At 65.4% G+C, this 25,133-nt stretch carries 20 protein-coding genes and 1 pseudogene; 10 read left to right on the top strand and 11 right to left on the bottom strand.

Features of this window, described 5'->3' with window-relative positions:
• Positions 1 to 231: 231 nt before the first annotated feature.
• From IB261_RS00105 to ehuR, 3 genes are all read right to left on the bottom strand, one after another.
• Positions 232 to 1,224, bottom strand: a complete 993-nt coding sequence (locus tag IB261_RS00105) for a cyclodeaminase (RefSeq protein WP_192383491.1) — start codon at positions 1,222 to 1,224, stop codon at positions 232 to 234.
• A complete protein-coding gene (gene eutB, locus IB261_RS00100) occupies positions 1,217 to 2,191 on the bottom strand; it encodes a hydroxyectoine utilization dehydratase EutB (RefSeq protein WP_192383492.1) in 975 nt (324 codons plus the stop codon). The genes IB261_RS00105 and eutB overlap by 8 nt, the downstream gene beginning before the upstream one ends.
• A gap of 348 nt (positions 2,192 to 2,539) precedes the next feature.
• On the bottom strand, positions 2,540 to 3,934 hold the full coding sequence (gene ehuR / locus IB261_RS00095) for a MocR-like ectoine utilization transcription factor EhuR (RefSeq protein ID WP_192210492.1): 1,395 nt from the start codon (positions 3,932 to 3,934) through the stop codon (positions 2,540 to 2,542).
• A gap of 431 nt (positions 3,935 to 4,365) precedes the next feature.
• Here ehuR and ehuB point away from each other — a divergent pair, with 431 nt between their 5' ends.
• From ehuB to ehuA, 4 genes are all read left to right on the top strand, one after another.
• A complete protein-coding gene (ehuB, locus tag IB261_RS00090) occupies positions 4,366 to 5,220 on the top strand; it encodes an ectoine/hydroxyectoine ABC transporter substrate-binding protein EhuB (RefSeq protein ID WP_081518971.1) in 855 nt (284 codons plus the stop codon).
• A 77-nt stretch (positions 5,221 to 5,297) separates the two neighbouring features.
• Complete coding sequence (gene ehuC, locus IB261_RS00085) at positions 5,298 to 5,954, top strand: ectoine/hydroxyectoine ABC transporter permease subunit EhuC (RefSeq protein ID WP_138213443.1); 657 nt, start codon at positions 5,298 to 5,300, stop codon at positions 5,952 to 5,954.
• Positions 5,954 to 6,610: an ectoine/hydroxyectoine ABC transporter permease subunit EhuD gene (gene ehuD, locus IB261_RS00080; protein ID WP_081518973.1), complete on the top strand. Its 657-nt coding sequence runs from the start codon at positions 5,954 to 5,956 to the stop codon at positions 6,608 to 6,610. Before ehuC ends, ehuD begins: the two co-directional genes overlap by 1 nt.
• Positions 6,611 to 6,633: 23 nt before the next feature.
• Positions 6,634 to 7,479, top strand: coding sequence for an ectoine/hydroxyectoine ABC transporter ATP-binding protein EhuA (gene ehuA, locus IB261_RS00075; protein ID WP_081518974.1), 846 nt, complete (start codon positions 6,634 to 6,636; stop codon positions 7,477 to 7,479).
• 126 nt (positions 7,480 to 7,605) lie between these two features.
• On the opposite strand, the gene IB261_RS00070 is transcribed toward ehuA, so the two are convergent.
• The 3 genes from IB261_RS00070 to IB261_RS00060 form a co-directional block, all read right to left on the bottom strand.
• Positions 7,606 to 7,872: a PilZ domain-containing protein gene (locus IB261_RS00070; RefSeq protein ID WP_081518975.1), complete on the bottom strand. Its 267-nt coding sequence runs from the start codon at positions 7,870 to 7,872 to the stop codon at positions 7,606 to 7,608.
• A gap of 57 nt (positions 7,873 to 7,929) precedes the next feature.
• Positions 7,930 to 9,243 carry an Nramp family divalent metal transporter gene (locus IB261_RS00065; RefSeq protein WP_192383493.1) on the bottom strand — a complete coding sequence of 438 codons (1,314 nt, stop codon included), beginning with the start codon at positions 9,241 to 9,243 and terminating at the stop codon, positions 7,930 to 7,932.
• Positions 9,244 to 9,341: 98 nt separating this feature from the next.
• The gene (locus tag IB261_RS00060) at positions 9,342 to 10,229 is read right to left on the bottom strand and encodes a lysophospholipid acyltransferase (RefSeq protein ID WP_081519185.1); all 888 of its coding nucleotides are present in this window, start codon (positions 10,227 to 10,229) and stop codon (positions 9,342 to 9,344) included.
• Between the two features lie 157 nt (positions 10,230 to 10,386).
• On the opposite strand from IB261_RS00060, the gene IB261_RS00055 reads away from it, so the two are divergent.
• Both IB261_RS00055 and xrtQ read left to right on the top strand, forming a co-directional pair.
• Complete coding sequence (locus tag IB261_RS00055) at positions 10,387 to 12,363, top strand: VIT and vWA domain-containing protein (protein WP_192383494.1); 1,977 nt, start codon at positions 10,387 to 10,389, stop codon at positions 12,361 to 12,363.
• On the top strand, positions 12,360 to 13,700 hold the full coding sequence (gene xrtQ, locus IB261_RS00050) for an exosortase Q, long form (RefSeq protein WP_192383495.1): 1,341 nt from the start codon (positions 12,360 to 12,362) through the stop codon (positions 13,698 to 13,700). The genes IB261_RS00055 and xrtQ overlap by 4 nt, the downstream gene beginning before the upstream one ends.
• Here xrtQ and IB261_RS00045 read toward each other — a convergent pair.
• Complete coding sequence (locus IB261_RS00045; RefSeq protein WP_192383496.1) at positions 13,697 to 14,251, bottom strand: DNA-3-methyladenine glycosylase I; 555 nt, start codon at positions 14,249 to 14,251, stop codon at positions 13,697 to 13,699. The genes xrtQ and IB261_RS00045 overlap by 4 nt on opposite strands.
• Positions 14,252 to 14,444: 193 nt before the next feature.
• Between IB261_RS00045 and glyQ the strand changes: the two genes are divergently transcribed.
• The 4 genes from glyQ (at position 14,445) to IB261_RS00025 (ending at position 18,864) form a co-directional block, all read left to right on the top strand.
• Positions 14,445 to 15,392, top strand: a complete 948-nt coding sequence (glyQ, locus tag IB261_RS00040) for a glycine--tRNA ligase subunit alpha (protein WP_081518980.1) — start codon at positions 14,445 to 14,447, stop codon at positions 15,390 to 15,392.
• The gene (gene glyS, locus IB261_RS00035) at positions 15,392 to 17,446 is read left to right on the top strand and encodes a glycine--tRNA ligase subunit beta (RefSeq protein ID WP_192383497.1); all 2,055 of its coding nucleotides are present in this window, start codon (positions 15,392 to 15,394) and stop codon (positions 17,444 to 17,446) included. Before glyQ ends, glyS begins: the two co-directional genes overlap by 1 nt.
• A gap of 100 nt (positions 17,447 to 17,546) precedes the next feature.
• Positions 17,547 to 18,077, top strand: a complete 531-nt coding sequence (gene gmhB / locus IB261_RS00030; RefSeq protein WP_192383498.1) for a D-glycero-beta-D-manno-heptose 1,7-bisphosphate 7-phosphatase — start codon at positions 17,547 to 17,549, stop codon at positions 18,075 to 18,077.
• A gap of 13 nt (positions 18,078 to 18,090) precedes the next feature.
• Complete coding sequence (locus IB261_RS00025; RefSeq protein ID WP_081518983.1) at positions 18,091 to 18,864, top strand: lysophospholipid acyltransferase family protein; 774 nt, start codon at positions 18,091 to 18,093, stop codon at positions 18,862 to 18,864.
• A gap of 64 nt (positions 18,865 to 18,928) precedes the next feature.
• On the opposite strand, the gene gyrB is transcribed toward IB261_RS00025, so the two are convergent.
• The 4 genes and pseudogenes from gyrB to dnaA form a co-directional block, all read right to left on the bottom strand.
• Entirely contained in the window at positions 18,929 to 21,346 is a 2,418-nt protein-coding gene (gene gyrB, locus IB261_RS00020; protein ID WP_081518984.1) for a DNA topoisomerase (ATP-hydrolyzing) subunit B, read from the bottom strand.
• 3 nt (positions 21,347 to 21,349) lie between these two features.
• Positions 21,350 to 22,452, bottom strand: a pseudogene (gene recF / locus IB261_RS00015) (DNA replication/repair protein RecF).
• A gap of 9 nt (positions 22,453 to 22,461) precedes the next feature.
• The gene (gene dnaN, locus IB261_RS00010; RefSeq protein WP_024765010.1) at positions 22,462 to 23,568 is read right to left on the bottom strand and encodes a DNA polymerase III subunit beta; all 1,107 of its coding nucleotides are present in this window, start codon (positions 23,566 to 23,568) and stop codon (positions 22,462 to 22,464) included.
• A 29-nt stretch (positions 23,569 to 23,597) separates the two neighbouring features.
• Complete coding sequence (gene dnaA, locus IB261_RS00005; RefSeq protein WP_192383500.1) at positions 23,598 to 25,133, bottom strand: chromosomal replication initiator protein DnaA; 1,536 nt, start codon at positions 25,131 to 25,133, stop codon at positions 23,598 to 23,600.

Here is a 25,133-nt window from a genome sequence, read left to right as displayed (position 1 = left end):
TCCTCTTGGGGGAATCTGTTTCGGGCTTCATCCGGACAACCCGTGCCTGTGCAATCCCCTCACCCCAGCCCTGGCTGCGCGCCCCGCTCCTCAAGCGGGAGAGGGAACCGATCGGAGCCAGCTGACGCCGCAATGTCAGCCGGCTCGGACTGCCCCCTCTCCCTCAGGAGCGGGGCGCGCAGCCAGGGTTAGGGTGAGGGCGCTCTTCCCGCGAAGCGGGACGAAATTTTTTCAGCTGCTGAAGCGGAACCCCTTGCCCATCCGCTGCGCCCGCTGGAAAGCCAGGCCGGCGATGGCGGTGTCCTGCGCGCCGGTGCCGGTGAGGTCGCAGAGAGTGATGTCTTCGGCACGGCGGCGGCCTTCGCGCTGCCCGGCGATGACCTGGCCGAGCTCGGCGAAGTCGGCATCCCGGCTGACGTTGCCGGCCTGCACCGCGTGGCGCAGCTCGCCCAGCACCAGGGTCTGGCTGACGCGGTCGGCGACGTAGCAGTCCACCGCCGCCAGGGCGTCGGCGGCGATCTCGTTCTTGTGCTCGGCGTCCGACCCCATGGCGGTGATGTGCAGGCCGGGGCGCAGGTGCTTTTTCTGGATCAGCGGCTCACGGCTGGGCGTGCTGGTGATGGCGATGTCGGCGCCTTCCAGCGCTTCGTCGATGCTGGCGCAGGCGCTGACCGCAATGCCCAGGCTGGCGCTCAGTTCCTGCGCGCAGTGCCGCGCCTTGTCGAGATCCCGCGCCCAGACGCTGGCGGCTTCGATGGGCCGCACCAGGCACAGCGCCTTGAGCTGCAGCCGCGCCTGCTCGCCGGCTCCGATCAGCGCGACCTGCCGCGACTCCTCGCGGGCCAGCCACTTGGCTGCCACCGCGCCGGCGCACGCGGTGCGCACGGCGGTGAGGTAGCCGTTGTCCAGCAACAGCGCGTCGAGCAGGCCGGTGCGCGAGGAGAGCAGCATCATCATGCCGTTGAGACTGGGCAGGCCGAGCTTGGGGTTGTCGAAGAAGCCGGGGCTGACCTTGATGGCGAAGCGCGGCAGGCCGGGCAGGTAGGCGGTTTTCACGTCGACTTCGCCGTTGTGCTCGGGCACGTCCAGGCGAAGGATCGGCGGCATCGCCACCGGCGCGGTGGCGAGCAGGCGGAAGGCCTGTTCGACGGCGTCGAGGCTCTCCCGGTCGATGGCCACGCAGGCGCGCAGGTCGGCTTCGCTGAGCAGGGTGACGTCAGCCATGGGCGGATTCCTCGAGGATTTGCTGGTGTTGTTCGATGGCGATGTTGCGGCCGCTGACGATCACCACCACCGGGCCGACCGGGGCGATCAGGCCGTCCAGCAGGGCGGCGATGCCGACGGCGGCGGCGCCTTCCACCACCTGCCGTTCCTCGCGGTAGGCGTGGCGGATGCCGGCGGCGATGGCGGGCTCGTCGAGCAGGTGCAACTGGTCGCAGTAGTCACGGGCCAGGGCGAAGGTGTAGCGGTTGTCCAGGCCGATGCCGCCGCCGAGGGAGTCGGCCAGGGTCGGCAGCTCTTCCACTTCCACGGGGTGGCCGGCAGCGAGGCTGGCGGCCATGGCGGCGCCACGGCGCATGCTGATGCCGTGCACGCGGATGCTCGGGTCGACGTGCTTGAGTGCCAGCGCCACGCCGCCGAACAGGCCGCCGCCGGAGAGCGGCACCAGCACCTGGCGCACGTCCGGCAGCTGTTCGAGGATTTCCAGACCGAGGGTGCCCTGGCCGGCGATGATCTGCGGATGGTCGAAGGGCGGCAGCAGCGTCGCGCCCTGCTCGCGGGCAATCCGCTCGGCTTCGGCCTGGGCGTCGTCCTGGCTGTGACCAACGATGCACACCTCGGCACCCAGCTCGCGAATTGCCTGGACCTTGTTCGCCGGCACCAATTGCGACAGACAGATGGTGGCGTGCACGCCGAGCACCCGCGCGGCATGGGCCAGCGCCCGGCCGTGGTTGCCGGTGGAGGCGGCGACGACGCCCCTGGCCTTCTGCTCGTCATCGAGCTGGGCTATCGCATTGCTCGCGCCGCGCAGCTTGAAGCTGCCGGTGATCTGCTGCGATTCGAGCTTGAGATACACCGGGGCGCCGAGCAGGCGCGACAGGCTGGGCGAATGCTCCAGCGGCGTCTGCCGCACCAGGCCCTGGATGCGCTGGCGTGCGCGGTACAGCTCGACGGGGGAAATCGGCTCCATCTCGGCCTCCGGGGAATGCAGTGGGGCCGAGTGTAGGGGCGGGAAATTGTCGCGATGAATGTACTAGGACGATGTCGTGGGCGGAGGTGTCTATTGTTGCTGCTGGAATCTCATGCCCACCTCCGCTGCGGACTTTGCCCTCACCCTAACCCTCTCCCGGAGGGAGAGGGGACCGCTCGGCGCAGGAGATACACCACGGCATCAGCCGGCACGTACGGCTCCCTCTCCCCCTGGGAGAGGGCTGGGGTGAGGGCGATCCCGAGCACCGAAACTTCCTGTAGGCCGTAGGGCGGATAACGCTGGCGCGTTATGCGCCCTACGGCTACAAGCGCGGGCCCGGCGTAGGGCTTAGAAATCGTGGATCTTCGGGTACTGCCCGAACAGTTCGCGCATGTCTTCCAGAGCGCTCGCCATGCGCTCGTCGCTGCATTCAGCGCCCATGCACAGGCGCACCGCACGCGGCCTGGGGGTGCCGCGCACCATGAACGGATCGGGCGGCGTCACGGCAATGTGTCGATGACGCAGCTCGCGCACCAGGCTGTCCAGTTCCCAGTGTTCGGGGATGCCGATCCACGCGCTCAGCGAATGCGGATCACACCCGCGCAGATGCTCGCCGAGGTACTCGCGCACCAGCCCCTGGCGCTTCTCCAGCACTCGGCGCTGCAGGCCGATCAGCGCGGCGGCGTTGCCGTTGTGGATCCAGCGCGCCGCCACTTCCGCCAGCAGCGGCGTGCCCATCCAGCTGTTCACCCGCAGGATGCTCTCGGTGCGCAGCGCCAGCCGTCGCGGCATGGCCAGGTAGCCGATGCGCAGGCCGGTGAGCACGCTCTTGGTGAAGCTCGTGCAGTAGAACGACAGGTCCGGCAGGTAATGGCTGAGCGGCGGCGGGCGGCGCTCGCCGAGCAGCGGGCCGTAGACGTCGTCCTCGATCACATACACGCCATAGCGCTGGGCAATGGCAGCAATCTCGCGGCGGCGCGTGTCGGGCATCAGGCAGGAGGTCGGGTTGTTCAGGTTGGGCGTGCACACCAGCGCGGTGATGCGCTCGTTGGCGCAGAGGTCTTCGAAGTGCTCCGGGTCGATGCCTTGCTTGTCGATCTCCACGCCCTTGAGGGTGAAGCCGAGCACCTGGGAATTGCCGATCACGCCGTGGTCGGTGAGCTGCTCGCAGAGCACCACGTCGTCCGGCCCGGCGAGGGAGGCGAGGGCAAGGAAGATGCCGTGGGCCGCGCCATTGGTGATCAGCACGTCATCGCGCTCACGCTTGAGGCCCAGTTGCGCCAGCCATTTCACCCCGGCGTCGCGGTGCGTATCGAAGCCGGCCACCGGGCGGCAGGCGCGCATCCACGGCTGGTCGGTTTCCTGCGCCAGCTCACGGCAGCTGTCCTGCCACAGGCGGTCGTGCTCGCGGGTGTGGACGATGCTGGCGATGGAGAAATCCACCAGCGCGCGCTCGGGGTGATCGACCATGTAGTGGGCCATGCCCTCGGTCATCCGCCGCGTGACGAAGCTGCCGCGGCCGACCTCGCAACGCACCAGACCCTGGCGTTCCAGTTCCTTGTAGGCGTTGGTCACGGTCTGCACGCTGATGCCCAGGCCATCGGCGACGTGGCGCTGCGGCGGCAGGCGCTGGCCGTCGCTCAGGCGGCCCTGCTCGATGTCGCCGGCAATGGCCTGCACCAGGGTCTTGTACTTGGATTCGCCGACCCGCAGGTCGGCCAGGGCGCGACGCCAGGCTTCCATCTTCAGCGCTCCGTCTGGTCAGGGGTCCAGAGTGACGGACCGGCACACCGGCGGCAATTGTCCTAGTGCAATGTCGACCGTTCCGACCCTTTTGTATGCTCGGGCACAGGACATATAGCCGCGCACCTGTCAGTACATCGGGCAGCACATCGGGCCGCATTGTCAGGCCCGCGCAGAAAAAACCTGCGGATGCGTTCGTCGCGACGGTGGCTTTTTCCCGCCGCGGGGTTGTCGATCAGGAACAGCCGCAAGGCGCCGCGGCTTAGTCTGGCGTCGAGCTTGTCGCCGTCGCCATCGACAGCGGCGCAAGAACTTCGGAAGGCCCCACCCGGGGCCCGACCTACAAGAACAACAGTCGTACGACATTGCTACCTGCCATCCATCGCCGCGCGCCCACCGCGTTCGGCAAGCGAAGATCAGGAGATCCGAAGATGAGTACCGCCCCTGTTTTCCTGCGCCGCCTGAGTCTTGCCTGCACCCTACTGGCCTGCGCCGTCGCCAGCGCTGGCAGCTATGCCGAAACCACCCTGGAACGCATCAAGAGCACCGGCACCGTGCGCATCGGCTACGCCAATGAAGCGCCGTTCGCCTACACCGAGACCTCCGGCAAGGTCACCGGCGAGTCCCCGGAAATCGCCACGCAGATCTTCACGAAAATGGGTGTGAAGAAGATCGAGCCGGTGCTGACCGAATGGGGCGCACTGATCCCCGGCCTGCGTGCCGGGCGTTTCGACGTCATCGCCGCCGGCATGTACATCACCCCGCCACGCTGCCAGCAGGTGATCTTCACCGACCCGCACTACCAGATTCCCGACTCGCTGCTGGTGAAGAAGGGCAACCCGAAGAACCTGCACAGCTACGCCGACGTGAAGAACAACCCGGACGTGAAGCTGGCGATCATGTCCGGCACCGCCGAGCTGGGTTACGCCCGCGCGGAAGGTGTGGCGGAAGAGCAGATCGTCCAGGTGCCCGACACCACCGCGCAGCTGCAGGCCGTGCGCGCCGGCCGCGCCGACGCCAGCGTCGGCACCGCGCTGACCATGAAGGGCCTCGCGGCGAAAGGCGGCGACTCGGTGGAAGCCATCACCGACTTCAAGGACGACCCGTCGCACATCGGTTACGGCGCCCTTGCCTTCCGCCCGGATGACAAGGACCTGCGCGATGCCGTCAACGCCCAGCTCAAGCAGTGGCTGGGCGGCGCCGAGCACCTGGCGACGGTCAAGCCGTTCGGCTTCGACAAGTCCAACGTCACCGACAAGACCGCCGCCGAACTCTGCAAACAGTGACCGTGCGGGGCGCGTCGCTGGCATAGGGCGCGCCTGCCCGGCCGTTTGGTCGAACCTGTCGCAACGGGATACGTACCATGGGTGAATTGCTTCCTCTGCTGCTGGAGGGCGCCTGGATCACCGTCCAGGTGACCGTCTTCGGCTCCCTGCTGGCGGTCGCCGCCGCCATCATCGCCGCACTCGGCCGGCTCTCGCCGTGGCCGGCGGTGCGCTGGGTGTCCATCGCCTACATCGAGCTGTTCCGCGGCACCTCGCTACTGGTGCAGCTGTTCTGGCTGTACTTCGTGCTGCCGCTGCCGCCGTTCAACCTGGAGATGAGCGCCTACAGCGTGGCGATCATCGGCCTGGGCCTGCACATCGGCGCCTACGGCGCGGAAGTGATGCGCGGCGCCATCGGCTCGGTGCCCAAGGGGCAATACGAAGCTTCGCTGGCGCTGAACATGTCGCCCTTCACGCGCTTCCGCCGGATCATCCTGCCGCAGGCGCTGCTCTGCGCGATCCCGCCCGGCACCAACCTGCTGATCGAGCTGCTGAAGAACACCTCGCTGGTGTCGCTGATCACCCTCTCGGACCTGACCTTCCGCGCCCGCCAGCTGGACCAGGCGACCTTCGAGACCATGAAGATCTTCCTGCTCACCCTGGTGCTGTACTTCGTCATGGCCCAGGTCATCGTCTTCCTCATGCGCCGCCTCGAACGCTGGCTGGGGCACGGCCGAATCCGCGGAGGCCTGTGATGAAATTCTTCGACTGGGACTTCGCCTGGCAGATTCTCCCGCAGCTGCTGCACGCCTCGCTGCGGACCATCGCCATCACCCTGGTGGGCTTCGCCCTGGCGGTGGTGTTCGGCCTGCTGTTCGCCATCGCCCGGCGCAGCCGGCACATCTGGCTGTCGTGGCCGGCGGCCTGGCTGATCGAGTTCATCCGCAGCACGCCGCTGCTGATCCAGGTGTACTTCCTGTTCTACGTCCTGCCGACCTACGGGCTGAGCATGACCGCCCTGGTGGCCGGCACCCTCGGCATCGCCCTGCACTACGCCTGCTACACCGCCGAGGTGTACCGCGCCGGCCTGGAAGCGGTGCCGCGCGGGCAGTGGGAAGCGGTCACCGCGCTGAACTTCTCGCCGTTCAAGGCCTACCGCGAGGTGATCCTGCCCCAGGCCATCCGCCCGGTGCTGCCGGCACTGGGCAACTACCTGATCGCCATGTTCAAGGACACCCCGGTGCTCTCCGCGATCACCGTGGTGGAAATCATGCAGCAGGCGAAGAACATCGGCTCCGACAGCTTCCGCTACCTGGAGCCGATCACCCTGGTCGGGGTGTTCTTCCTGCTCATCTCCATCGGCCTGGCGGGTGTCGTGCGCCAGGTGGAAAAACGTACGGCGCTGCCATGACTGACTCTTCTGGAGGTACTCCGATGTCCGTTCACTCCCTACAGACTGCGCCACGCGTGGCCAGCCAGGATGCCCCGGCCGCGCGCGCCGAGACGGCCCAGCCGATGGTCAGCTTCCGCAACGTGTGCAAGAGCTACGGCAGCTTCAGCGTGCTCAAGGACCTCAACCTGGAGGTGAAGGCCAACGAGAAGGTCGCCATCATCGGCCCCAGCGGCTCGGGCAAATCGACCCTGCTGCGCGCACTGATGACCCTGGAAACCATCGACAGCGGTCTGATCGAAGTCGACGGCGAGCCGCTGACCCACCTCAAGCGCAACGAGACCCTGGTGCGCGCGCCGGAGAGCCACGTGCGCAAGGTGCGCAGCAAGATCGGCATGGTGTTCCAGTGCTTCAACCTGTTCCCGCACATGAGCGCGCTGCGCAACGTGATGGAGGCACCGGTGCAGGTGCTCGGCATGCGCCGCATTGAGGCCCGCGAGCGCGCGGTGGAGTTGCTGGAAATGGTCGGCCTGGGCAACAAGCTCGACCACTATCCGTCACAGCTTTCCGGCGGCCAGCAGCAGCGCGTGGCCATTGCCCGCGCGCTGGCGATGCGGCCCAAGGTGATGCTGTTCGACGAGGTGACTTCGGCGCTGGACCCGGAGCTGTGCGGCGAGGTGCTCAACGTGGTGCGCAAGCTGGGCGCCGAGCACAACCTGACCATGCTCATGGTCACCCACCAGATGGGTTTCGCCCGCGAATTCGCCGACCGCGTGTGCTTCTTCCACCAGGGCAGCATCCTCGAGCAGGGCAGCCCGCAGCAGTTCTTCGGCCATCCGCAGCATGAGCGGACGCGGGCCTTCCTGAGTGCGGTGAACGAGGCGAATTGATCGGCTGGGGCTCTTCGTAGGACCGAGGGGGCGCCTGGCCCTTGCTCGCGAACAAACTCCGCTGCGGGTCTCGGGTTCGCGAGCAAGCTCGCTCCTACAGAAAAGCAGTTCGCAGCGCAGCGGGGATCAGGCGTTGCCGACGAAGCGGAAGCCCGCGCCCTCGGCGTCGGTGCGCATCACTTCCATCTCCAGGATCGGCGCATCGAAAGGCATGTCCTGCACCTGGCCGGTCACGCGGGTTCCGGCGGGCAGCGCGGCGAGCACTTCATGACGGACGTAGACGCCGCCATCGGACAGATCACGGGTATGGCCGAACACATCACCGAAGCTGGCATGGCTGATCTTGATCCGGCACTTCATCGGGGTACGCGGGTACTGCCTTTGGTTCGACATGAATGGCATCCGTCCTGAATGTCAGCGCACTAATGGGCCTGAAACCCGGGGGTCAGGTCAAGCCAGCAATTGCGCGAGCAGCCAGAGATTGGCGGCGCTGATGACGCAGAACAAGCCCCAGGCCAGCACGCGAGTGAGCAGGCTGTTGGCGAACTCGCCCATCAGCGCGCGATCGCTGGTGAAACGGATCAGCGGCCAGAGCGCGAACGGCAGTTGCAGGCTGAGCACCACCTGGCTGAACACCAGCAGCTTGCCCACCGCCTTGTCGCCCAGCATCACCACCCCGATCAGCGCCGGGATCAGTGCCAGGGCGCGGGTGATCAGGCGGCGTTGCCAGCAGGGAATCTTCATCTGCAGGAAGCCGTCCATGATCACCTGCCCGGCGATGGTGCCGGTGAAGGTGGAACTCTGCCCGGAGGCGAGCAGGGCGACGCCGAAGAGGATCGCCGCAAGGCCGGTGCCCACCAGCGGTTCAAGCAGGCGGTAGGCGTCCTGGATCTCGGTGACGCCGGTGTTTCCGGTTTCGTGGAAGGCCGCGGCGGCGAGGATCAGAATCGCCGCGTTGACCAGCAGTGCGAGGCTCAGCGAGACCACGGTGTCGATCCGCGTCAGGCGGATCGCCGCGGCCTTGCCGTTGGTGCCGCTGACCTGCCGCGTCTGCACGATGGAGGAGTGCAGGTAGAGGTTGTGCGGCATCACCGTGGCGCCGAGGATGCCGATCGCCAGGTACAGCGGCTCGCGCTGGGTCACCGCGTCCCAGCTGGGCAGGAAGCCGGCGGCGACGTCGGGCCAGTAGGGCTTGATGAGGATCAGCTCAACCAGGTAGCAGCCGCTGATGGTGACGATCAGGCCGAGCATGATCGCTTCCAGGTGGCGGAAGCGCTGGCCCTTGAGGCCGAGCACGATGAGCGTGTCGAAGGCGGTGAGGATCACCCCGGTGACCAGGTCGACGCCCAGCAGCAGGTGGAAGGCCAGGGCGCAGCCGAGCACTTCGGCGAGGTCCGTGGCGACGATCGAAAGCTCCGCCAACAGCCATTGCAGGCGCGCCGTGCCCAGGCTGTAGCGACTGCGCGAGAGCTGCGCCAGGTCCTGGCCGGTGACGATGCCCAGGCGCATCGCCAGGCACTGCAGGACCATCCCCGCAAGGCTGGAGAGCAGCACCACGAACAGCAGCTGGTAGCCGAAGCCCGAGCCGGCTTCGATGGCGGTGGCCCAGTTGCCCGGGTCCATGTAGCCAATGGAGACCAGCAGGCCGGGGCCGGCGAACTGCAGGATGCGCTTGAACAACGGCGCGCCGGCCGCGACCTGGATGCTGCCTTTGACTTCCGAGGGACAGAACGGCGCAGTGGCGGTAGTCGGCAGGCCGAGCATGGGGAGGGATTCCGGGAGCGTGGAACGTTCAGCCTGACGCCCCTGGCGTCAACAATCCAGGGGCGCCGTGCCTATCGGGTCGATTGAGCCGGGCGTGCTCAGTACCAGCGGGCCTCGCCCTCGGGACGCTTCTTGAAGCGCTTCATGGTCCACATGTACTGGCTGGGATAGGCGCGTACGTACTTGGCCAGCTCGCGGCTGAGCGCAGCCACCGACACTTCCATGTCCTTGTCGTACATGTCCGCCGGCGCGGCTTCGAGGATCACCTTGTAGCCGCTGCCATCGGGCAGGCGCACGGCGTGGAAGAACACCCCGCGGGCCTTGCCGCGCGAGAGCAGGGAGGGCACGAACTTGCTGGTCAGCGCGGTGGTGCCCAGGTAGGGCACGAACAGGCCCGAGCCCAGGTCCGGCTCCGGGTCGCAGGGGATGCCGACACAGCCGCCGTTCTTCACTTCCTTGATCACGCTCTTGATGCCTTCGGGCGTCGAGGGCGCAACGCGGTTGCCCAGTTGCACGCGCTGCTTCTTCAGCAGATCGTCCACCGCCTTGAGCTTGGGCGGGCGGTAGAAAATGATCGGCTTGGCGTAGGAGCAGTAGAAGTGGTTGAGCACTTCCCAGTTGCCCAGGTGGCTGGTGATGCCGACCAGGCCATCGCCGGAGGCCAGCGCTTCTTCCAGCACTTCCATGCCTTCGACTTCGCGGATGTACTGCAGCGACTTCTGCGGCGACCACATCCAGGCGCAGGCGCTCTCGGTCAGCGTGCGGCCGATGTCCATCAGGCTCTGGCCGACGAGCTTCTCCAGTTCAGCCCCGGACAGTTCGGGGAAGCAGTGCGACAGGTTGATCCGCACGATCTCGCGGGACCGGTTGGGCAGTTTCCACATCAGCCAGCCGATGCCGGCGCCCAATGCGCCCACCGCGCGCCACGGCAGCATGGCGAACAACCGCAGGAAGCCCACCACCAGTGCGCCCTTGAATTTCTCCACGGAAAACTCCTTCAAGCAGATGGCGGCCATTGTAGCCGCTCGCGCCGGTAAATCGGGCGCCATCGCGGCTCCACACAATCTCCACTTGGCGAGCACATTGCGCCCACAGCGCGCGCGCAACCTGCGGCCATTCGATCCACTGGCCCGGAGGCCCGCGATGCGTATCCCAACCTTCCTTGCACGGCTGTGCTGCCTGCTGCTGGCGATGAGCGCCAGCCTGGTGGCGCTGGCTGCAGAGGACAGCAGCTCCAGTCCGTACTTCTTCGTCGAGAATGCCGATCCGGCCGTCGATGCCCTGCCGCTCAAGGCGACCCGCGTGGAGGCCCGCGTGCTGGGCAACATCGCCGAGGTGACGGTGACCCAGGAATACCGTAACCAGGGCAAGACGCCGCTGGAAGCACGCTACGTGTTCCCCGCCTCGACCCGCGCCGCCGTCCACGGCATGACCGTCCACCTGGGCGACCGGGTGATCCAGGCGCAGATCCGCGAGAAGCAGAAGGCCAAGGCCGAGTACCAGCAGGCCAAGCAGGATGGCAAGACCGCCGCGCTGCTGGAGCAGGAGCGCGAGAACGTGTTCCAGATGAACGTCGCCAACATCCTTCCCGGCGACGTGGTGCAGGTGGAGTTGCGCTACAGCGAGCTGCTGGTGCCCACCGACGGGCGCTTCCAGTTCGTCTTCCCCACGGTGGTCGGGCCGCGCTACAACGGTCGCGGTGAATCCGGCAGCGGCAGGCAGCAGTGGATCGAGTCACCGTACCTGCCGGCCGGACAGCCTTCGGCCACGACCTTCGCCCTGCAGGTCGAACTGCTGGCGCCGGTGCAGATCGGCGAGATCGCCTCGCCTTCCCATCGCCTGACCATTCAGCGTGACGGCCGGCGCGCCACCGCGCAGATAGCGGCTGACGATGCCACCGCCAGCAACCGCGACTTCATCCTCGATTACCAGCTCGGCGGTGAGTCCGTGCAGAGCGGCCTGCTGTTGTCGCGCGGCGAGCAGGAGAACTTCTTCCTCGCCATGGTCGCCCCGCCGCGCGCGCCGGACGCCCGGCTCATCGTGCCGCGCGACTATGTCTTCGTGGTGGATGTCTCCGGTTCCATGAACGGCTTCCCACTGGACACCACCAAGACCCTGCTGCGCGACCTGATCGGCCGCCTGCGCCCCAGCGACACCTTCAACCTGCTGCTGTTCGCCGGCGACAACCGCAAGCTGGCGGAGCGTTCGCTCCCCGCCACGCCGGAAAACATCCGTCTGGCCATCGAGCTGCTGGACAGCCAGGTCGGCGCCGGCGGCACCGAGCTGATGCCGGCCCTGCGCGAGGCGCTGGCAATGCCCACGGACCCGGAGCGCTCGCGCAGCTTCGTGGTGGTCACCGACGGCTACGTCACCGTCGAGAGCAGCGCCTACAAGCTGGTGCGCGAGAACCTGAGCAAGGCCAACCTGTTCGCCTTCGGCATCGGCAGCGCGGTGAACCGCAGCCTGATCGAAGGACTGGCGCGGGCGGGGCAGGGCGAGCCTTTCGTGGTGACCGATGATGAGCAGGCGAACAAGGCGGCGCAGCGCTTCCGCAAGATGATCGACAGCCCGCTGCTCAAGGGCATCCACGCCCGTTTCGAGGGCCTCGATGTCTACGACGTGGAGCCGCTGCAATTGCCCGACCTGTTCGCCAATCGCCCGCTGGTACTGTTCGGCAAGTGGAAGGGCGAGCCGCGCGGTGAGTTGCGTCTCGACGCCCACGCCGCCGACGGCCCGTTCCAGGTACGGTTGCCGATCAGCACCGGCAACCTCACTGACAACGGTGGTGCGCTCGCCCACCTGTGGGCACGCCAACGCCTCGCCAGCCTGATGGACCAGGAGGCGCTCGATGGCGGCTTCGAGTTCAGCTCGCAGATTCTCGACCTCGGCCTGAAGTACCAGTTGCTGACGCCCTATACCTCGTTCATCGCCGTCGACCAGCAGGTGCGCAATGCCGATCCGCAGTCGAGCAAGACGGTCGACCAACCGCTGCCTATGCCCCAGGGCGTGAGCAACAACGCCATCGGCAGCACGGTGCCCGGCACGCCGGAACCGGGCGTATGGGCCATGTTGCTGCTGGCCGCGCTGGGGGCCTGGTTCTGGCGGAGGAAGGCCGCATGATCCGCCGCATGCCCGGCTGGAGCTGGCTGTTGTTCGCCGCACTGGCGGCCTGGCCGAGCTGGCTGTGGGCGGCACGGCGGCTAGGTGATGGCTCGGATGATCCGCTGGGAATCATCGCGCTGGCGGCACTCGGAGTACTGCTTTGGCGCGACCGTCACAGCCTGCGCACGCAACCACGCCTGCACTGGCTGGGTGCGGCAGCGCTGTTGCTGATCTCCGGCGCGCTCTTCCAGTCGATCCTGCCGCCGCTGCTGCGCGGGCTGCTCTCGGTGTTGGCGCTGCTGCTGGTAATCCTCAGCCTGCGCGCGTCCGGCCAGCCCTGGCTGTCCTGGCTGGGGCTGGGCGTGCTGTCGTTGCCGCTGCTGTCTTCGCTGCAGTTCTTCGTCGGTTATCCATTGCGCGTCGTCACTGCCGAGGTCAGCGCGTGGTTGCTGCGCCTGGGGAGCTGGACAGTGGAACGGCAGGGTAGTGCGCTGTTGGTGGACGGCCAGTGGGTGATGGTCGATGCGCCGTGCTCGGGCATCCAGATGGCCTGGGTCGGCTACTTCACCGCCTGCGCGCTGGCGGCCTGGCTGCGGCTGCCGGACTGCCTGCTGCTGCGCCGCCTGCCGCTGGTGGGACTGCTGGTGCTGGGCGGCAACATTCTGCGCAACACGCTGCTGGTGTGGGGCGAGAGCGGCGCGAGCGGGTTTCCCGGCTGGGCCCATGAGGCGGTCGGGCTACTGGTGTTCGTCGGAGTCTGCGGGATGATTTTCCGGGTGATCGGGCGGCGTGCATTTGTACCGTCGCCGGCGGTGGAAGCTACCGGACCTGGCACTTCTGCGCGTTTCGCCGGCAGCCTGCTTGGTGCCCTGCTGCTGGCGATGCTCTGGCCTTTCCTGTCGCCGGCTACCACCGCGTCAGAGGCCGCTCGCGTCGCCCATGAATGGCCGGTGCAATTCGAAGGTCGTGCCTTGCGCCCGCTGGCGCTTTCGCCGGTGGAGCAGCGCTTCGCCGCGGACTTTCCCGGCCAGCTCGGCCGTTTTACCGATGGCCAGCGCAGCATCGTACTGCGCCAGGTGCTGCGGCCGACGCGCAAGCTGCACCCGGCAGAGGATTGCTTCCGCGCGCTGGGCTATCGCATCGAGCAGACGCAGCTTCGGCAACGGGTTGGCACGCAAGGCCTGCAACACTGCTTCGTGGTCGAACGCGAGGGAGTGCGACTGCAGGTCTGCGACTACATCGAGGACGCCATCGGCCAATCCTTCTCCGATACCTCGGCGTGGTACTGGTCGGCACTTTCCGGGCGCTCCACCGGGCCTTGGCAGGCGATCACTGTGGCCAGCCCGCTGCCCTAGGCGCGGGTCAGCTGGGCGTAGCGGTCACAGTCAACGGTGTGGTCCATCACCATGCCGGTGGCCTGCATGAAGGCGTAGCAGATGGTCGGGCCGACGAAATTGAAACCGGCCTTGCGCAGCGCCTTGCTCATGGCCTCGGCCTCGGGTGTCACCGCCGGCACGTCGCCGCGGCCACTGAAGTGGTTGACCTTGGGCTGGCCGCCGACGAAGGACCAGAGGAAGGTCACCGGGTCCTCCAGCTTCAGCCAGGCCTGGGCGTTCTGCCGCACGGCCTTGAGCTTGGCGAAATTGCGAATGATGCCCGGGTCCTGCATGCGCTCCTCGATTTCCTCGTCGGTCATGCGTGCCAGGCGTTCCGGATCGAAGCCGAACAGTACTTCGCGGTAGCGCTCGCGCTTCTTCAGCACGGTGATCCACGACAGGCCGGCCTGGGCGCCTTCAAGGATGATCATTTCGAACAGTGCGCGAGCGTCGCGCTGGGGCACACCCCACTCGGCATCGTGGTAGGCGATGTACAGCGGGTCGTCGTTACACCAGGAGCAGCGGGACATGGCAGTCGGCCTTCGAAACGGGAAGGTTCTGACTATAGACAAATAACTGTACAAAAATACAGTCATCAATACGGTTTTTTGCCCCTTCGAGGGCCTACGAACGGTCGCGCAAAAAACGCTGTGAAGCCCAAGCTGCAAGCGTCTTGGGGTATACTGCCGGGTTTTAGTCGCATATCCAGCACAGGTGAAATTCGTGAGCCAGACTACGCCCGCCGTGCCCACCTTCCAGGACCTGATCCTCGCCCTGCAAAAATACTGGGCCGATCAGGGCTGTGTGGTGCTGCAGCCCTACGACATGGAAGTAGGCGCAGGCACCTTCCACACCGCCACCTTCCTCCGCGCCGTGGGCCCGGAAACCTGGAACGCGGCGTACGTGCAACCGAGCCGCCGTCCTACCGACGGCCGCTACGGCGAGAACCCCAACCGCCTGCAGCACTACTACCAGTTCCAGGTGGTCCTCAAGCCCAACCCGGAGAACTTCCAGGAGCTGTACCTGGGCTCGCTGCAGGCCATCGGCATCGACCCGCTGGTGCACGACATCCGTTTCGTCGAGGACAACTGGGAATCGCCGACCCTCGGCGCCTGGGGCCTGGGCTGGGAAATCTGGCTGAACGGCATGGAAGTCACCCAGTTCACCTACTTCCAGCAGGTCGGCGGCATCGAGTGCTACCCGGTCACCGGTGAAATCACCTACGGCCTGGAACGCCTGGCCATGTACATCCAGGGCGTCGACTCGGTCTATGACCTGGTGTGGGCCGACGGCCCATTCGGCAAGGTCACCTACGGCGACGTGTTCCACCAGAACGAGGTGGAACAGTCGACCTACAACTTCGAACACGCCAACGTCGAGAAGCTGTTCGAGCTGTTCGACTTCTACGAAAGCGAAGCCAACCGCCTGATCGAGCTGCAACTGCCGCTGCCGACCTACGAGATGGTCCTCAAGGCCTCGCACACCTTCAACCTGCTGGACGCCCGCCGCGCCATCTCGGTGACCGAGCGTCAGCGCTACATCCTGCGCGTGCGCACCCTGGCCCGCGCCGTGGCGCAGAGCTACCTGCAGGCCCGCGCCCGCCTCGGCTTCCCGATGGCCACCCCCGCATTGCGTGACGAAGTACTGGCCAAGCTGAAGGAGGCCGAATAATGAGCGCGAAGGATTTCCTCGTCGAACTGGGCACCGAAGAGCTGCCACCCAAGGCGCTGAAAAGCCTCGGTGAAGCCTTCCTGGCCGGCATCGAGAAGGGCCTCAAGGCCGCCGGCCTGACCTACGCCGCCGCGCGCTGCTACGCCGCGCCGCGCCGCCTGGCCGTACAGATCGACCAGCTCGCCGTGCAGCAGCCCGACCGCACCGTGAACCTCGACGGCCCGCCGCTGCAGGCTGCCTTCGACGCCAGCGGCAACCCGACCCAGGCCGCCCTCGGCTTCGCCAAGAAGTGCGGTGTGGACCTGGAGCTGATCGACAAGAGCGGCCCGAAACTCAAGTTCAGCCAGACCATCGCCGGCCAACCGGCCGTAGGTCTGCTGCCGGGCATCGTCGAAGCCTCGCTGAACGAGCTGCCGATTCCCAAGCGCATGCGCTGGGCAGCCCGTCGTGAAGAGTTCGTGCGTCCGACCCAGTGGCTGGTGATGCTGTTCGGCGACGACGTCGTCGACTGCGAGATCCTGACCAAGAAGGCCGGTCGCGAATCCCGCGGCCACCGCTTCCACAACCCGGCCAACGTGCGCATCTCGGCACCGGCCAACTACCTGGAAGACCTGCGCAGCGCCCACGTGCTGGCCGACTTCGCCGAGCGCCGCGAGATCATCTCCAGGCGCGTCGCCGAACTGGCTGCGGAGCAGAAGGGCAGCGCCATCGTCCCGGCCGACCTGCTGGACGAAGTGACCGCGCTGGTCGAGTGGCCGGTGCCGCTGGTGTGCTCCTTTGAGGAGCGCTTCCTCGCGGTGCCGCAGGAAGCCCTGATCACCACCATGCAGGACAACCAGAAGTACTTCTGCCTGCTGGACGCCAACGGCAAGCTGCTGCCGAGCTTCATCACCGTGGCCAACGTCGAGAGCAAGGCGCCGGAGCACATCGTCTCCGGTAACGAGAAGGTCGTTCGCCCGCGCCTGACCGACGCCGAGTTCTTCTTCAAGCAGGACCAGAAGCAACCGCTGGAAGCCTTCAACGCCCGTCTGAAGAACGTGGTGTTCCAGGCCCAGCTGGGCACTGTCTACGAGAAGGCCGAACGGGTTTCCAAGCTGGCCGCCTACATCGCCGAGCGCATCGGTGGAGATGCCACCAACGCTGCCCGCGCCGGCATCCTCTCCAAGTGCGACCTGGCCACCGAAATGGTCGGCGAGTTCCCGGAGATGCAGGGCATCGCGGGTTACTACTACGCCACTGCCGGTGGCGAAGCCAAGGACGTCGCCCTGGCGCTGAACGAGCAATACATGCCGCGCGGCGCTGGCGCCGAACTGCCCGGCACCCTGACCGGTGCGGCGGTCGCCGTTGCCGACAAGCTCGACACCCTGGTCGGCATCTTCGGCATCGGCATGCTGCCCACCGGCAGCAAGGACCCGTACGCCCTGCGTCGTGCTGCCCTGGGCGTGCTGCGCATCCTCATCGAGAAGCAGCTGGACCTGGACCTGGTCGACGCCATCGGCGTGGCCGTGGCCCAGTACGGCGACAAGGTGAAGGCCGAGGGCCTCTCCGAGCAGGTTCAGGACTTCGTCTTCGACCGCCTGCGCGCCCGTTACGAGGATGAAGGCGTCAACGTAGCCGTGTACCAGGCCGTACGTGCACTCAAGCCGACCGCTCCGCTGGACTTCGACCAGCGCGTGCAGGCCGTACAGGCGTTCCGTCAGTTGCCCGAAGCCGAAGCCCTCGCCGCCGCCAACAAGCGCGTGTCGAACATCCTGGCCAAGGCCGAAGGCGACGTGCCTGCCGCCGTCAACGCCAGCCTGTTCACCGAGGCTGCCGAGAAGGCCCTTGGCAGCGCCGTGGCAGCCGCCGAGAGCGAAGTGGCTCCGCTGGCAGCGGCTCGCGACTATCGCGCCGCCCTGGCCCGTCTGGCAGCCCTGCGCGCGCCGGTGGACGCCTTCTTCGAGGAAGTCCTGGTCAACGCGGACGACAACGCCGTGAAGGCCAACCGCTACGCGCTGCTGGCGAAGCTGCGCGGGTTGTTCCTCGGCGTCGCCGACATCTCGCTGCTGGGTTGATGCCCACCTGAAAGCCGGGAGTTCGCAACGGTTCGCCGTGACGGACTCCCGGCTTTTTCATTTCCGACTTATCGAAAGTGTCTGACTTGCCGAATCCCCCATGAAGCTACTGATCCTCGACCGCGACGGTGTCATCAACCAGGACTCCGACGCCTACATCAAATCCCTCGACGAGTGGATTCCAATCCCCAGCGCGGTCACCGCCATCGCCCGCCTGAGTAAGGCCGGCTGGACCGTGGCCGTGGCCACCAACCAGTCGGGCATCGCCCGCGGCTATTACGACCTGGCCACCCTGGAGAGCATGCACCAGCGCCTGCGCGAACTGGTGGCAGAGCAGGGCGGTGAACTCGGCGTGGTCGTCTACTGCCCCCACGGCCCCGACGAGGGCTGCGACTGCCGCAAGCCGAAACCCGGTATGCTGCGGCAGATTGCCCAGCACTACGGCGTGGAATTACGCGGCACCTGGTTCGTGGGTGACAGCCGGGGTGACCTGGACGCCGCGCTGGCCGTCGATTGTCAGCCAGTGTTGGTAAAGACCGGCAAAGGCGAGCGAACCCTGACCAAGCCGTTGCCTGAAGGCACGCTGGTATTCGACGATCTGGCGGCAGTAGCCGACCAACTTCTTTCCTGAGGACCCATCTCCCATGTCGATAGTGCAGGCCATCAGAACCGTTCTTTTCTACCTGCTGCTGTCGTTCAGCGCTTTCGTCTGGGGCACCCTGAGCCTGCTCATTGCGCCCTTCCTGCCGTACCGCGCGCGCTACCGCTTCATCGCCCAGGCCTGGTGCAAATTCGCCGTCTGGCTCGCCAGCTGGGTGGTCGGCGTGCGCTACGAACTCAAAGGCGCGGAGAACATCCCCGACCAGCCCTGCGTGATCCTGGCCAAGCACCAGAGCACCTGGGAGACCTTCTTCCTCACCGGCTACTTCGAGCCGCTGGCGCTGGTGCTCAAACGCGAGCTGCTGTTCGTACCTTTCTTCGGCTGGGCGATGGCACTGCTCAAGCCCATCGCCATCAACCGCGAGCAGCCCAAGGTGGCCCTCAAGCAGATCGCCAAGCAGGGCGATGAGTGCCTCAAGAAGGGCGCCTGGGTATTGATCTTCCCCGAAGGCACCCGCGTTCCCACCGGCCAGATCGGTAAGTTCTCCCGCGGCGGCGCCTCCCTGGCGGTCAACGCCAACCTGCCGGTACTGCCGATCGCCCACAACGCGGGCCACTGCTGGCCGAAGAACGGCTGGGCGAAATACCCGGGGACCATCCAGGTGGTAATCGGCCCGGCCATGTACGCCGAAGGGGAGGGCGCACGCGCCATCACCGAGCTCAACCAGCGCGCCGAGAACTGGGTCATCCAGACCCTGCGCGAGATGGGCGAACTGCCGGCCGACGCCACGCCTCAATCGGTGGCCGAGGCGTCCTGACACAGCGCCTTCCCCGCAGACAAAAGAAAAGGGCCCCGAAGGGCCCTTTCTTTTTGCCTGCAGGTCAGACGTCCAGGTTGGACACCGCCAGGGCGTTGCTTTCGATGAAGTCGCGGCGCGGCTCCACGGCATCGCCCATCAGGGTGTTGAACAGCTGGTCGGCCGCGATGGCGTCCTCGATGGTTACCTTCAGCATGCGCCGCACGTTCGGGTCCATGGTGGTTTCCCACAGCTGATCCGGGTTCATCTCGCCCAGACCTTTGTATCGCTGGATGCTGTGGCGCTTGGTGCCTTCGGTCATCAGCCAGTCGAGGGCTTCCTTGAAGGTGCTGACCGGCTTCTTGCGCTCGCCCTTCTGTACGTAGGCACCTTCTTCCAGCAGGCTGTTCAGCTTGCTGCCCAACTCGGTGACCGCGCGGTAATCGTTACTGGCGAAGAAGTCGCGGTTGAAGGTGATGTAGCTCGACAGGCCGTGAGCGACCATCTCGACTTCCGGCAGCCACAGGTGGCGCTCGCGGTCTTCGCGCAGGCTGACCTTGTACACCAGGCCGGATTTCTCGCTGCTCTTCAGGCGCTCCTGGTACTGGTCCAGCCAGCTCTGCATGGCAGCCTGGTCACCCAGTTGCTCGGTTTCGATGCGCGGCAGGTAGACGAAGTGCTCGGTCAGGTCCTGCGGGTACAGACGGGACAGGCGCTTGAGGGTGCGCATGACGGCGCGGTACTCGTTGACCAGCTTTTCCAGCGCCTCGCCGGACAGGCCCGGAGCGCTTTCGTTGACGTGCACGCTGGCCTCCTCAAGGGCCGACTGGGTCATGTACTCATCCATGGCCACGTCGTCCTTGATGTACTGCTCCTGCTTGCCGCGCTTCACCTTGTACAGCGGCGGCTGGGCGATGTAGATGTAGCCGCGCTCGACCAGTTCCGGCAGCTGACGGAAGAAGAAGGTCAGCAGCAGGGTACGGATGTGCGAACCGTCGACGTCAGCATCGGTCATGATGATGATGTTGTGGTAACGCAGCTTGTCGATGTTGTACTCCTCGCGACCGATACCGCAGCCCAGCGCGGTGATCAGCGTGCCGACCTCCTGGGAGGACAGCATCTTGTCGAAGCGAGCCTTCTCGACGTTGAGGATCTTGCCCTTGAGCGGCAGGATCGCCTGGGTCTTGCGGTTACGGCCCTGCTTCGCAGAACCGCCCGCGGAGTCACCTTCCACGATGTACAGTTCGGAGAGGGCGGGGTCCTTCTCCTGGCAGTCGGCGAGCTTGCCCGGCAGGCCGGCGATGTCCAGCGCGCCCTTGCGGCGGGTCATCTCACGGGCCTTGCGCGCAGCCTCACGGGCACGGGCGGCATCGATCATCTTGCCGACTACGGCCTTGGCTTCGTTCGGGTTCTCCAGCAGGAAGTCGGCGAAGTATTTGCCCATCTCCTGCTCCACGGCGGTCTTCACCTCCGAGGAAACCAGCTTGTCCTTGGTCTGCGAGCTGAACTTCGGATCCGGCACCTTCACCGAAATGATCGCGGTCAGGCCTTCGCGGGCATCGTCGCCAGTGGTGGCGATCTTGAACTTCTTCGCCAGGCCTTCCTGCTCGATGTAGTTGTTCAGGTGACGGGTAAGGGCAGAGCGGAAGCCTGCCAGGTGGGTACCACCGTCACGCTGGGGAATGTTGTTGGTGAAGCAGAGAATGTTCTCGTTGAAGCTGTCGTTCCACTGCAGGGCGACTTCCACGCCGACGCCGTCTTCTTCACGCTGGCAGTTGAAGTGGAAGACCTGGTTCACCGCGGTCTTGTTGGTGTTCAGGTACTCGACGAAGGCGCGCAGGCCACCCTCGTACTTGAACAGCTCTTCCTTGCCGGCACGTTCGTCACGCAGAACGATGCCGACGCCGGAGTTCAGGAACGACAGCTCGCGAATCCGCTTGGCCAGGATGTCCCAGCTGAAGTGGATGTTGTGGAAGGTTTCCGGAGACGGTTTGAAGTGCACCTCGGTACCCGAGCCATCGGTGTCGCCCACCGGGCGCAGCGGGAACTGCGGGACGCCGTGGTGGTAGACCTGTTCCCAGACCTTGCCTTCACGGCGAATGGTCAGACGCAGCTCGTGGGAGAGGGCGTTCACCACCGACACACCCACGCCGTGCAGACCGCCGGATACCTTGTAGCTGTTGTCGTCAAACTTACCGCCGGCGTGAAGGACGGTCATGATGACCTCGGCCGCGGAGACCCCTTCTTCCTTGTGGATATCCACCGGAATGCCGCGACCGTTGTCGCGCACGGTGATGGATTCATCGGTGTGAATGGTGATGCTGATCTCGCTGCAGTAGCCCGCCAGCGCTTCGTCGATCGAGTTGTCCACGACCTCGAAGACCATGTGGTGCAGGCCTGTGCCGTCGTCGGTATCACCGATGTACATGCCCGGACGCTTACGTACGGCATCCAGCCCCTTCAGTACCTTGATACTGGAAGAGTCGTAGGTGTTCTCGCTCATTCTTCACTCCCGATGGTAGTGTCCTGAGAGACGCGCCCATGTTCCACGTGGAACATCGACACCGGCGTTTCCGTTTGCCAGCCGTCTTTCAATAAGTGCGGGTCGACGCAGGTGATGAACACCTGACAACCCAGATCCTCGAGAAGCCGGCACAAAGACAACCGATGCTTCTCATCCAATTCGGAGGGGAGGTCATCCACCAGGTACACGCATTGCCCGCGCTTGGCCTGGTTGATCAAGTGCCCCTGGGCGATCCGCAAAGCGCAGACCACCAGTTTCTGTTGGCCACGGGAAAGAATCTCCGCAGCATTGTGTCCCCCCAGACGAATTCTCAGGTCCGCCCGTTGCGGCCCCGCCTGGGTGTGTCCCATCTGCTGATCGCGCAGCAGGCTGGAAGACAGTACTTCACTCAGGTTGCGGTCCTTGTCCCATCCCCGGTAGTAGCTGAGCGTCAGGTCATCGATCTGGATCAGCTCGGCCAGGGTCCGCTCGAATTGAGGCTTGAGAGCCTGGATATAGGACCGTCGATAAGCGTCGATTTCGTCGCTCGCCGCGCACAATTCGCGGTCCCACGCAGCCTGCGAAGCACCGTCCAGTCTACCATGTCGGAGCCACGAGTTCCGCTGCCGCAGGGCCTTCTGCAGCCTCTGCCAGGCGACCATGAAGCGTTGTTCCACGTGGAACACTCCCCAGTCGAGGAACTGCCGGCGAATCTTCGGCGCCCCCTCCAACAGACGGAAGCTATCCGGATTGATCAACTGCAACGGCAAGGTCTCGGCAAGTTGAGCAGCGCTTCGAGCATTCTGCCCGTCGATGCGAATCTCGAACTCGCCCTGACGATCACGTGAAACCCCCAGGCTGCTATCGAAGCCATTGCCCAGGCGAACCTGTCCGAAAACCGTGCAAGCCGGTTCTTCGTACTGGATAACAGGTTGCAGGCGCATGCTGCGGAAGGAGCGGGCGAGACCGAGCAGGTAGATGGCTTCCAGCACGCTGGTCTTGCCGCTGCCGTTTTCGCCGTAGAGGATGTTGATGCGGGGGGAGGGGGAGAAGGTCACCGGGTGCAGGTTGCGCACCGCGGTGACCGAAAGGCGGGTAAGGGACATCGATACGCGTCAGAGGCGCATCGGCATGACGACGTAGGCAGAATCGTCGTTGTCCGCTTCCTGCAGCAGCGCACTGCTGTTGGAGTCGGAGAGAATCATGCGCACCTGCTCGGTCCCCATGACACCCAGGACGTCCAGCAGATAGCTGACGTTGAAGCCGATTTCCAGGCTGCCGCCGTTGTAGTCGACCTGCACTTCTTCTTCCGCCTCTTCCTGCTCCGGGTTGTTCGCCTGGATTTTCAGGAGGCCGTTGGAGAGTTGCAGACGAATGCCGCGGTACTTCTCGTTAGACAGGATCGCGGTACGGCTGAACGCTTCGCGCAGCACCTGGCGATCACCGATGACCAGCTTGTCACCGCCCTTGGGCAGCACGCGCTCGTAATCCGGGAACTTGCCGTCTACCAGCTTGGAAGTGAAGGTGAACTCGCCGGTGGTTGCACGGATATGGTGCTGGCCGAGGACGATGGACACTTCGCCATCCTGCTCGGTGAGCAGGCGAGCCAGTTCCAGGATGCCCTTACGCGGCACGATCACCTGGTGGCGATCCTGCGCTTCAGGCACGCCGTTGCTCAGCGAGCACATGGCCAGGCGGTGGCCGTCAGTAGCCACTGCACGCAGGGTGCCGCCACCCACTTCCAGCAGCATGCCGTTGAGGTAGTAGCGAACGTCCTGCTGCGCCATGGCGAAGCTGGTGCGATCGATCAGGCGACGCAGCTTGCTCTGCACCAGGCTGAAGGTCAGCGAACCCGGGCCTTCCTCAACAGTGGGGAAGTCGTTGGCCGGCAGGGTGGAAAGGGTGAAGCGGCTGCGGCCGGCCTTCACCAGGAGCTTCTGTTCGTCAACGCGGATGTCGATAACGGCGTCGCTGGGCAGGCTCTTGCAGATGTCCATCAGCTTGCGCGCCGGTACGGTGATTTCGCCCGGCTCGGCAGCGTCTTCCAGGGTGACGCGACCTACCAGCTCGACTTCCAGATCGGTGCCGGTCAGCGACAGTTGCTGGCCTTCGACAACCAGCAGGACGTTGGAAAGAACCGGCAGCGTCTGGCGGCGCTCGACAACGCCAGCGACCAGTTGCAGGGGTTTCAACAGAGCTTCGCGTTGAATAGTGAAATGCATGGTCTAGTCCCTTGCCTCGTGAGGCTGCGTCAGGTGGTCAGAGTACGCAGCAGGTTCTTGTAGTCCTCGCGGATATCCGCGTCGGATTCCTTGAGTTGAGCGATCTTACGACAGGCATGCAGCACCGTGGTGTGATCCCGACCGCCGAAGGCCACGCCGATCTCCGGCAGGCTGTGGTTGGTCAGTTCCTTGGAGAGTGCCATGGCAACCTGACGCGGACGTGCCACCGAGCGCGAACGGCGCTTGGACAGCAGGTCGGCGATCTTGATCTTGTAATACTCGGCGACGGTGCGCTGGATGTTGTCGATGCTGACCAGCTTGTCCTGCAGGGCCAGCAGGTCCTTCAGCGACTCGCGAATCAGCTCGATGGTGATCGGCCGGCCCATGAAGTGGGAGTGGGCGATCACGCGCTTGAGCGCACCTTCCAGCTCACGCACGTTGGAGCGGATGCGCTGGGCGATGAAGAATGCAGCGTCGTGCGGCAGCTCGACCTTGGCCTGCTCGGCCTTCTTCATCAGGATCGCCACGCGGGTTTCCAGCTCCGGCGGCTCCACGGCCACCGTCAGGCCCCAGCCGAAGCGCGACTTCAGGCGCTCTTCCAGGCCTTCGATTTCCTTCGGGTAGCGGTCGCTGGTCAGGATGACCTGCTGGCCGCCTTCGAGCAGGGCGTTGAAGGTGTGGAAGAATTCTTCCTGGGAACGCTCCTTGCGGGCGAAGAACTGGATATCGTCGATCAGCAGTGCATCCACCGAACGGTAGAAGCGCTTGAACTCGTTGATGGCGTTCAGCTGCAGCGCTTTCACCATGTCTGCGACGAAACGCTCCGAATGCAGGTACACGACCTTGGCATTGGGGTTCTTCTTCAGCAGGTGGTTACCCACAGCGTGCATCAGGTGGGTCTTGCCCAGGCCGACGCCGCCATAAAGGAAGAGCGGGTTGTAGCCGTGCTTGAGGTTGTCCGCGACCTGCCAGGCGGCCGCACGGGCCAGCTGGTTGGATTTACCTTCGACAAAGTTCTCGAAGGTGAAGGTGCGGTTGAGGTAGCTGGTGTGCTTGAGCGCACCTTCTACCTGCACGTTGCGCTCGGTGCGCACAGCTGCGGCCGGCATGGCAGCAGCCATCGGATCGATGCCCGGACTGGATTCGTCGAGATCGACGATGGTCTGCACCGGCGCGGCCTGGATAGGCTGCGGCTCGGGCATGGAGAGAGCCACCGGCGCAGGTGCAACCACTGGCGCAGGCGCAGCGGCAACAGGAGCGGGCTGAACATGTACCTGCGGCGTGGGAACCAGGGCAGGGCGTGGAGTGCGGCTGCGGCGGCTGCCAATCAGCAGCGAAATCGCCGGAATCTGGCCATTGCCGCGTTCGCTCAGCAATTCGAGCAGGCGCCCCATGTACTTCTCGTTGACCCAGTCGAGTACGAAGCGGTTGGGTGCGTAGACGCGCAGCTCCTCACCCTCGGCCTCGACCTCGACCTGCAAAGGTCGGATCCAGGTGTTGAACTGCTGGGACGGCAGCTCGTCGCGCAGAAGCTCCACGCACTGCTGCCAAAGTTCCACGGACAC

It is taken from the genome of Pseudomonas sp. PDM20 (assembly GCF_014852575.3).
Lineage (GTDB): Bacteria > Pseudomonadota > Gammaproteobacteria > Pseudomonadales > Pseudomonadaceae > Pseudomonas.
Note: the sequence above shows the minus strand (reverse complement) of the source record. Positions and strands in the feature narration are given on the sequence as shown.

Excerpts from the sequence above, each read along its gene's own strand:
- IB261_RS00025 (WP_081518983.1), top strand. The coding sequence starts at position 18,091 with ATGTCGATAGTGCAGGCCATCAGAACCGTTCTTTTCTACCTGCTGCTG.
- ehuB (WP_081518971.1), top strand. The coding sequence starts at position 4,366 with ATGAGTACCGCCCCTGTTTTCCTGCGCCGCCTGAGTCTTGCCTGCACC.
- ehuC (WP_138213443.1), top strand. The coding sequence starts at position 5,298 with ATGGGTGAATTGCTTCCTCTGCTGCTGGAGGGCGCCTGGATCACCGTC.
- IB261_RS00045 (WP_192383496.1), bottom strand. The coding sequence starts at position 14,251 with ATGTCCCGCTGCTCCTGGTGTAACGACGACCCGCTGTACATCGCCTAC.
- eutB (WP_192383492.1), bottom strand. The coding sequence starts at position 2,191 with ATGGAGCCGATTTCCCCCGTCGAGCTGTACCGCGCACGCCAGCGCATC.
- gmhB (WP_192383498.1), top strand. The coding sequence starts at position 17,547 with ATGAAGCTACTGATCCTCGACCGCGACGGTGTCATCAACCAGGACTCC.
- IB261_RS00070 (WP_081518975.1), bottom strand. The coding sequence starts at position 7,872 with ATGTCGAACCAAAGGCAGTACCCGCGTACCCCGATGAAGTGCCGGATC.
- gyrB (WP_081518984.1), bottom strand. The coding sequence starts at position 21,346 with ATGAGCGAGAACACCTACGACTCTTCCAGTATCAAGGTACTGAAGGGG.
- ehuD (WP_081518973.1), top strand. The coding sequence starts at position 5,954 with ATGAAATTCTTCGACTGGGACTTCGCCTGGCAGATTCTCCCGCAGCTG.
- glyS (WP_192383497.1), top strand. The coding sequence starts at position 15,392 with ATGAGCGCGAAGGATTTCCTCGTCGAACTGGGCACCGAAGAGCTGCCA.
- ehuA (WP_081518974.1), top strand. The coding sequence starts at position 6,634 with ATGTCCGTTCACTCCCTACAGACTGCGCCACGCGTGGCCAGCCAGGAT.
- IB261_RS00105 (WP_192383491.1), bottom strand. The coding sequence starts at position 1,224 with ATGGCTGACGTCACCCTGCTCAGCGAAGCCGACCTGCGCGCCTGCGTG.
- IB261_RS00065 (WP_192383493.1), bottom strand. The coding sequence starts at position 9,243 with ATGCTCGGCCTGCCGACTACCGCCACTGCGCCGTTCTGTCCCTCGGAA.
- ehuR (WP_192210492.1), bottom strand. The coding sequence starts at position 3,934 with ATGGAAGCCTGGCGTCGCGCCCTGGCCGACCTGCGGGTCGGCGAATCC.
- IB261_RS00055 (WP_192383494.1), top strand. The coding sequence starts at position 10,387 with ATGCGTATCCCAACCTTCCTTGCACGGCTGTGCTGCCTGCTGCTGGCG.
- xrtQ (WP_192383495.1), top strand. The coding sequence starts at position 12,360 with ATGATCCGCCGCATGCCCGGCTGGAGCTGGCTGTTGTTCGCCGCACTG.
- dnaN (WP_024765010.1), bottom strand. The coding sequence starts at position 23,568 with ATGCATTTCACTATTCAACGCGAAGCTCTGTTGAAACCCCTGCAACTG.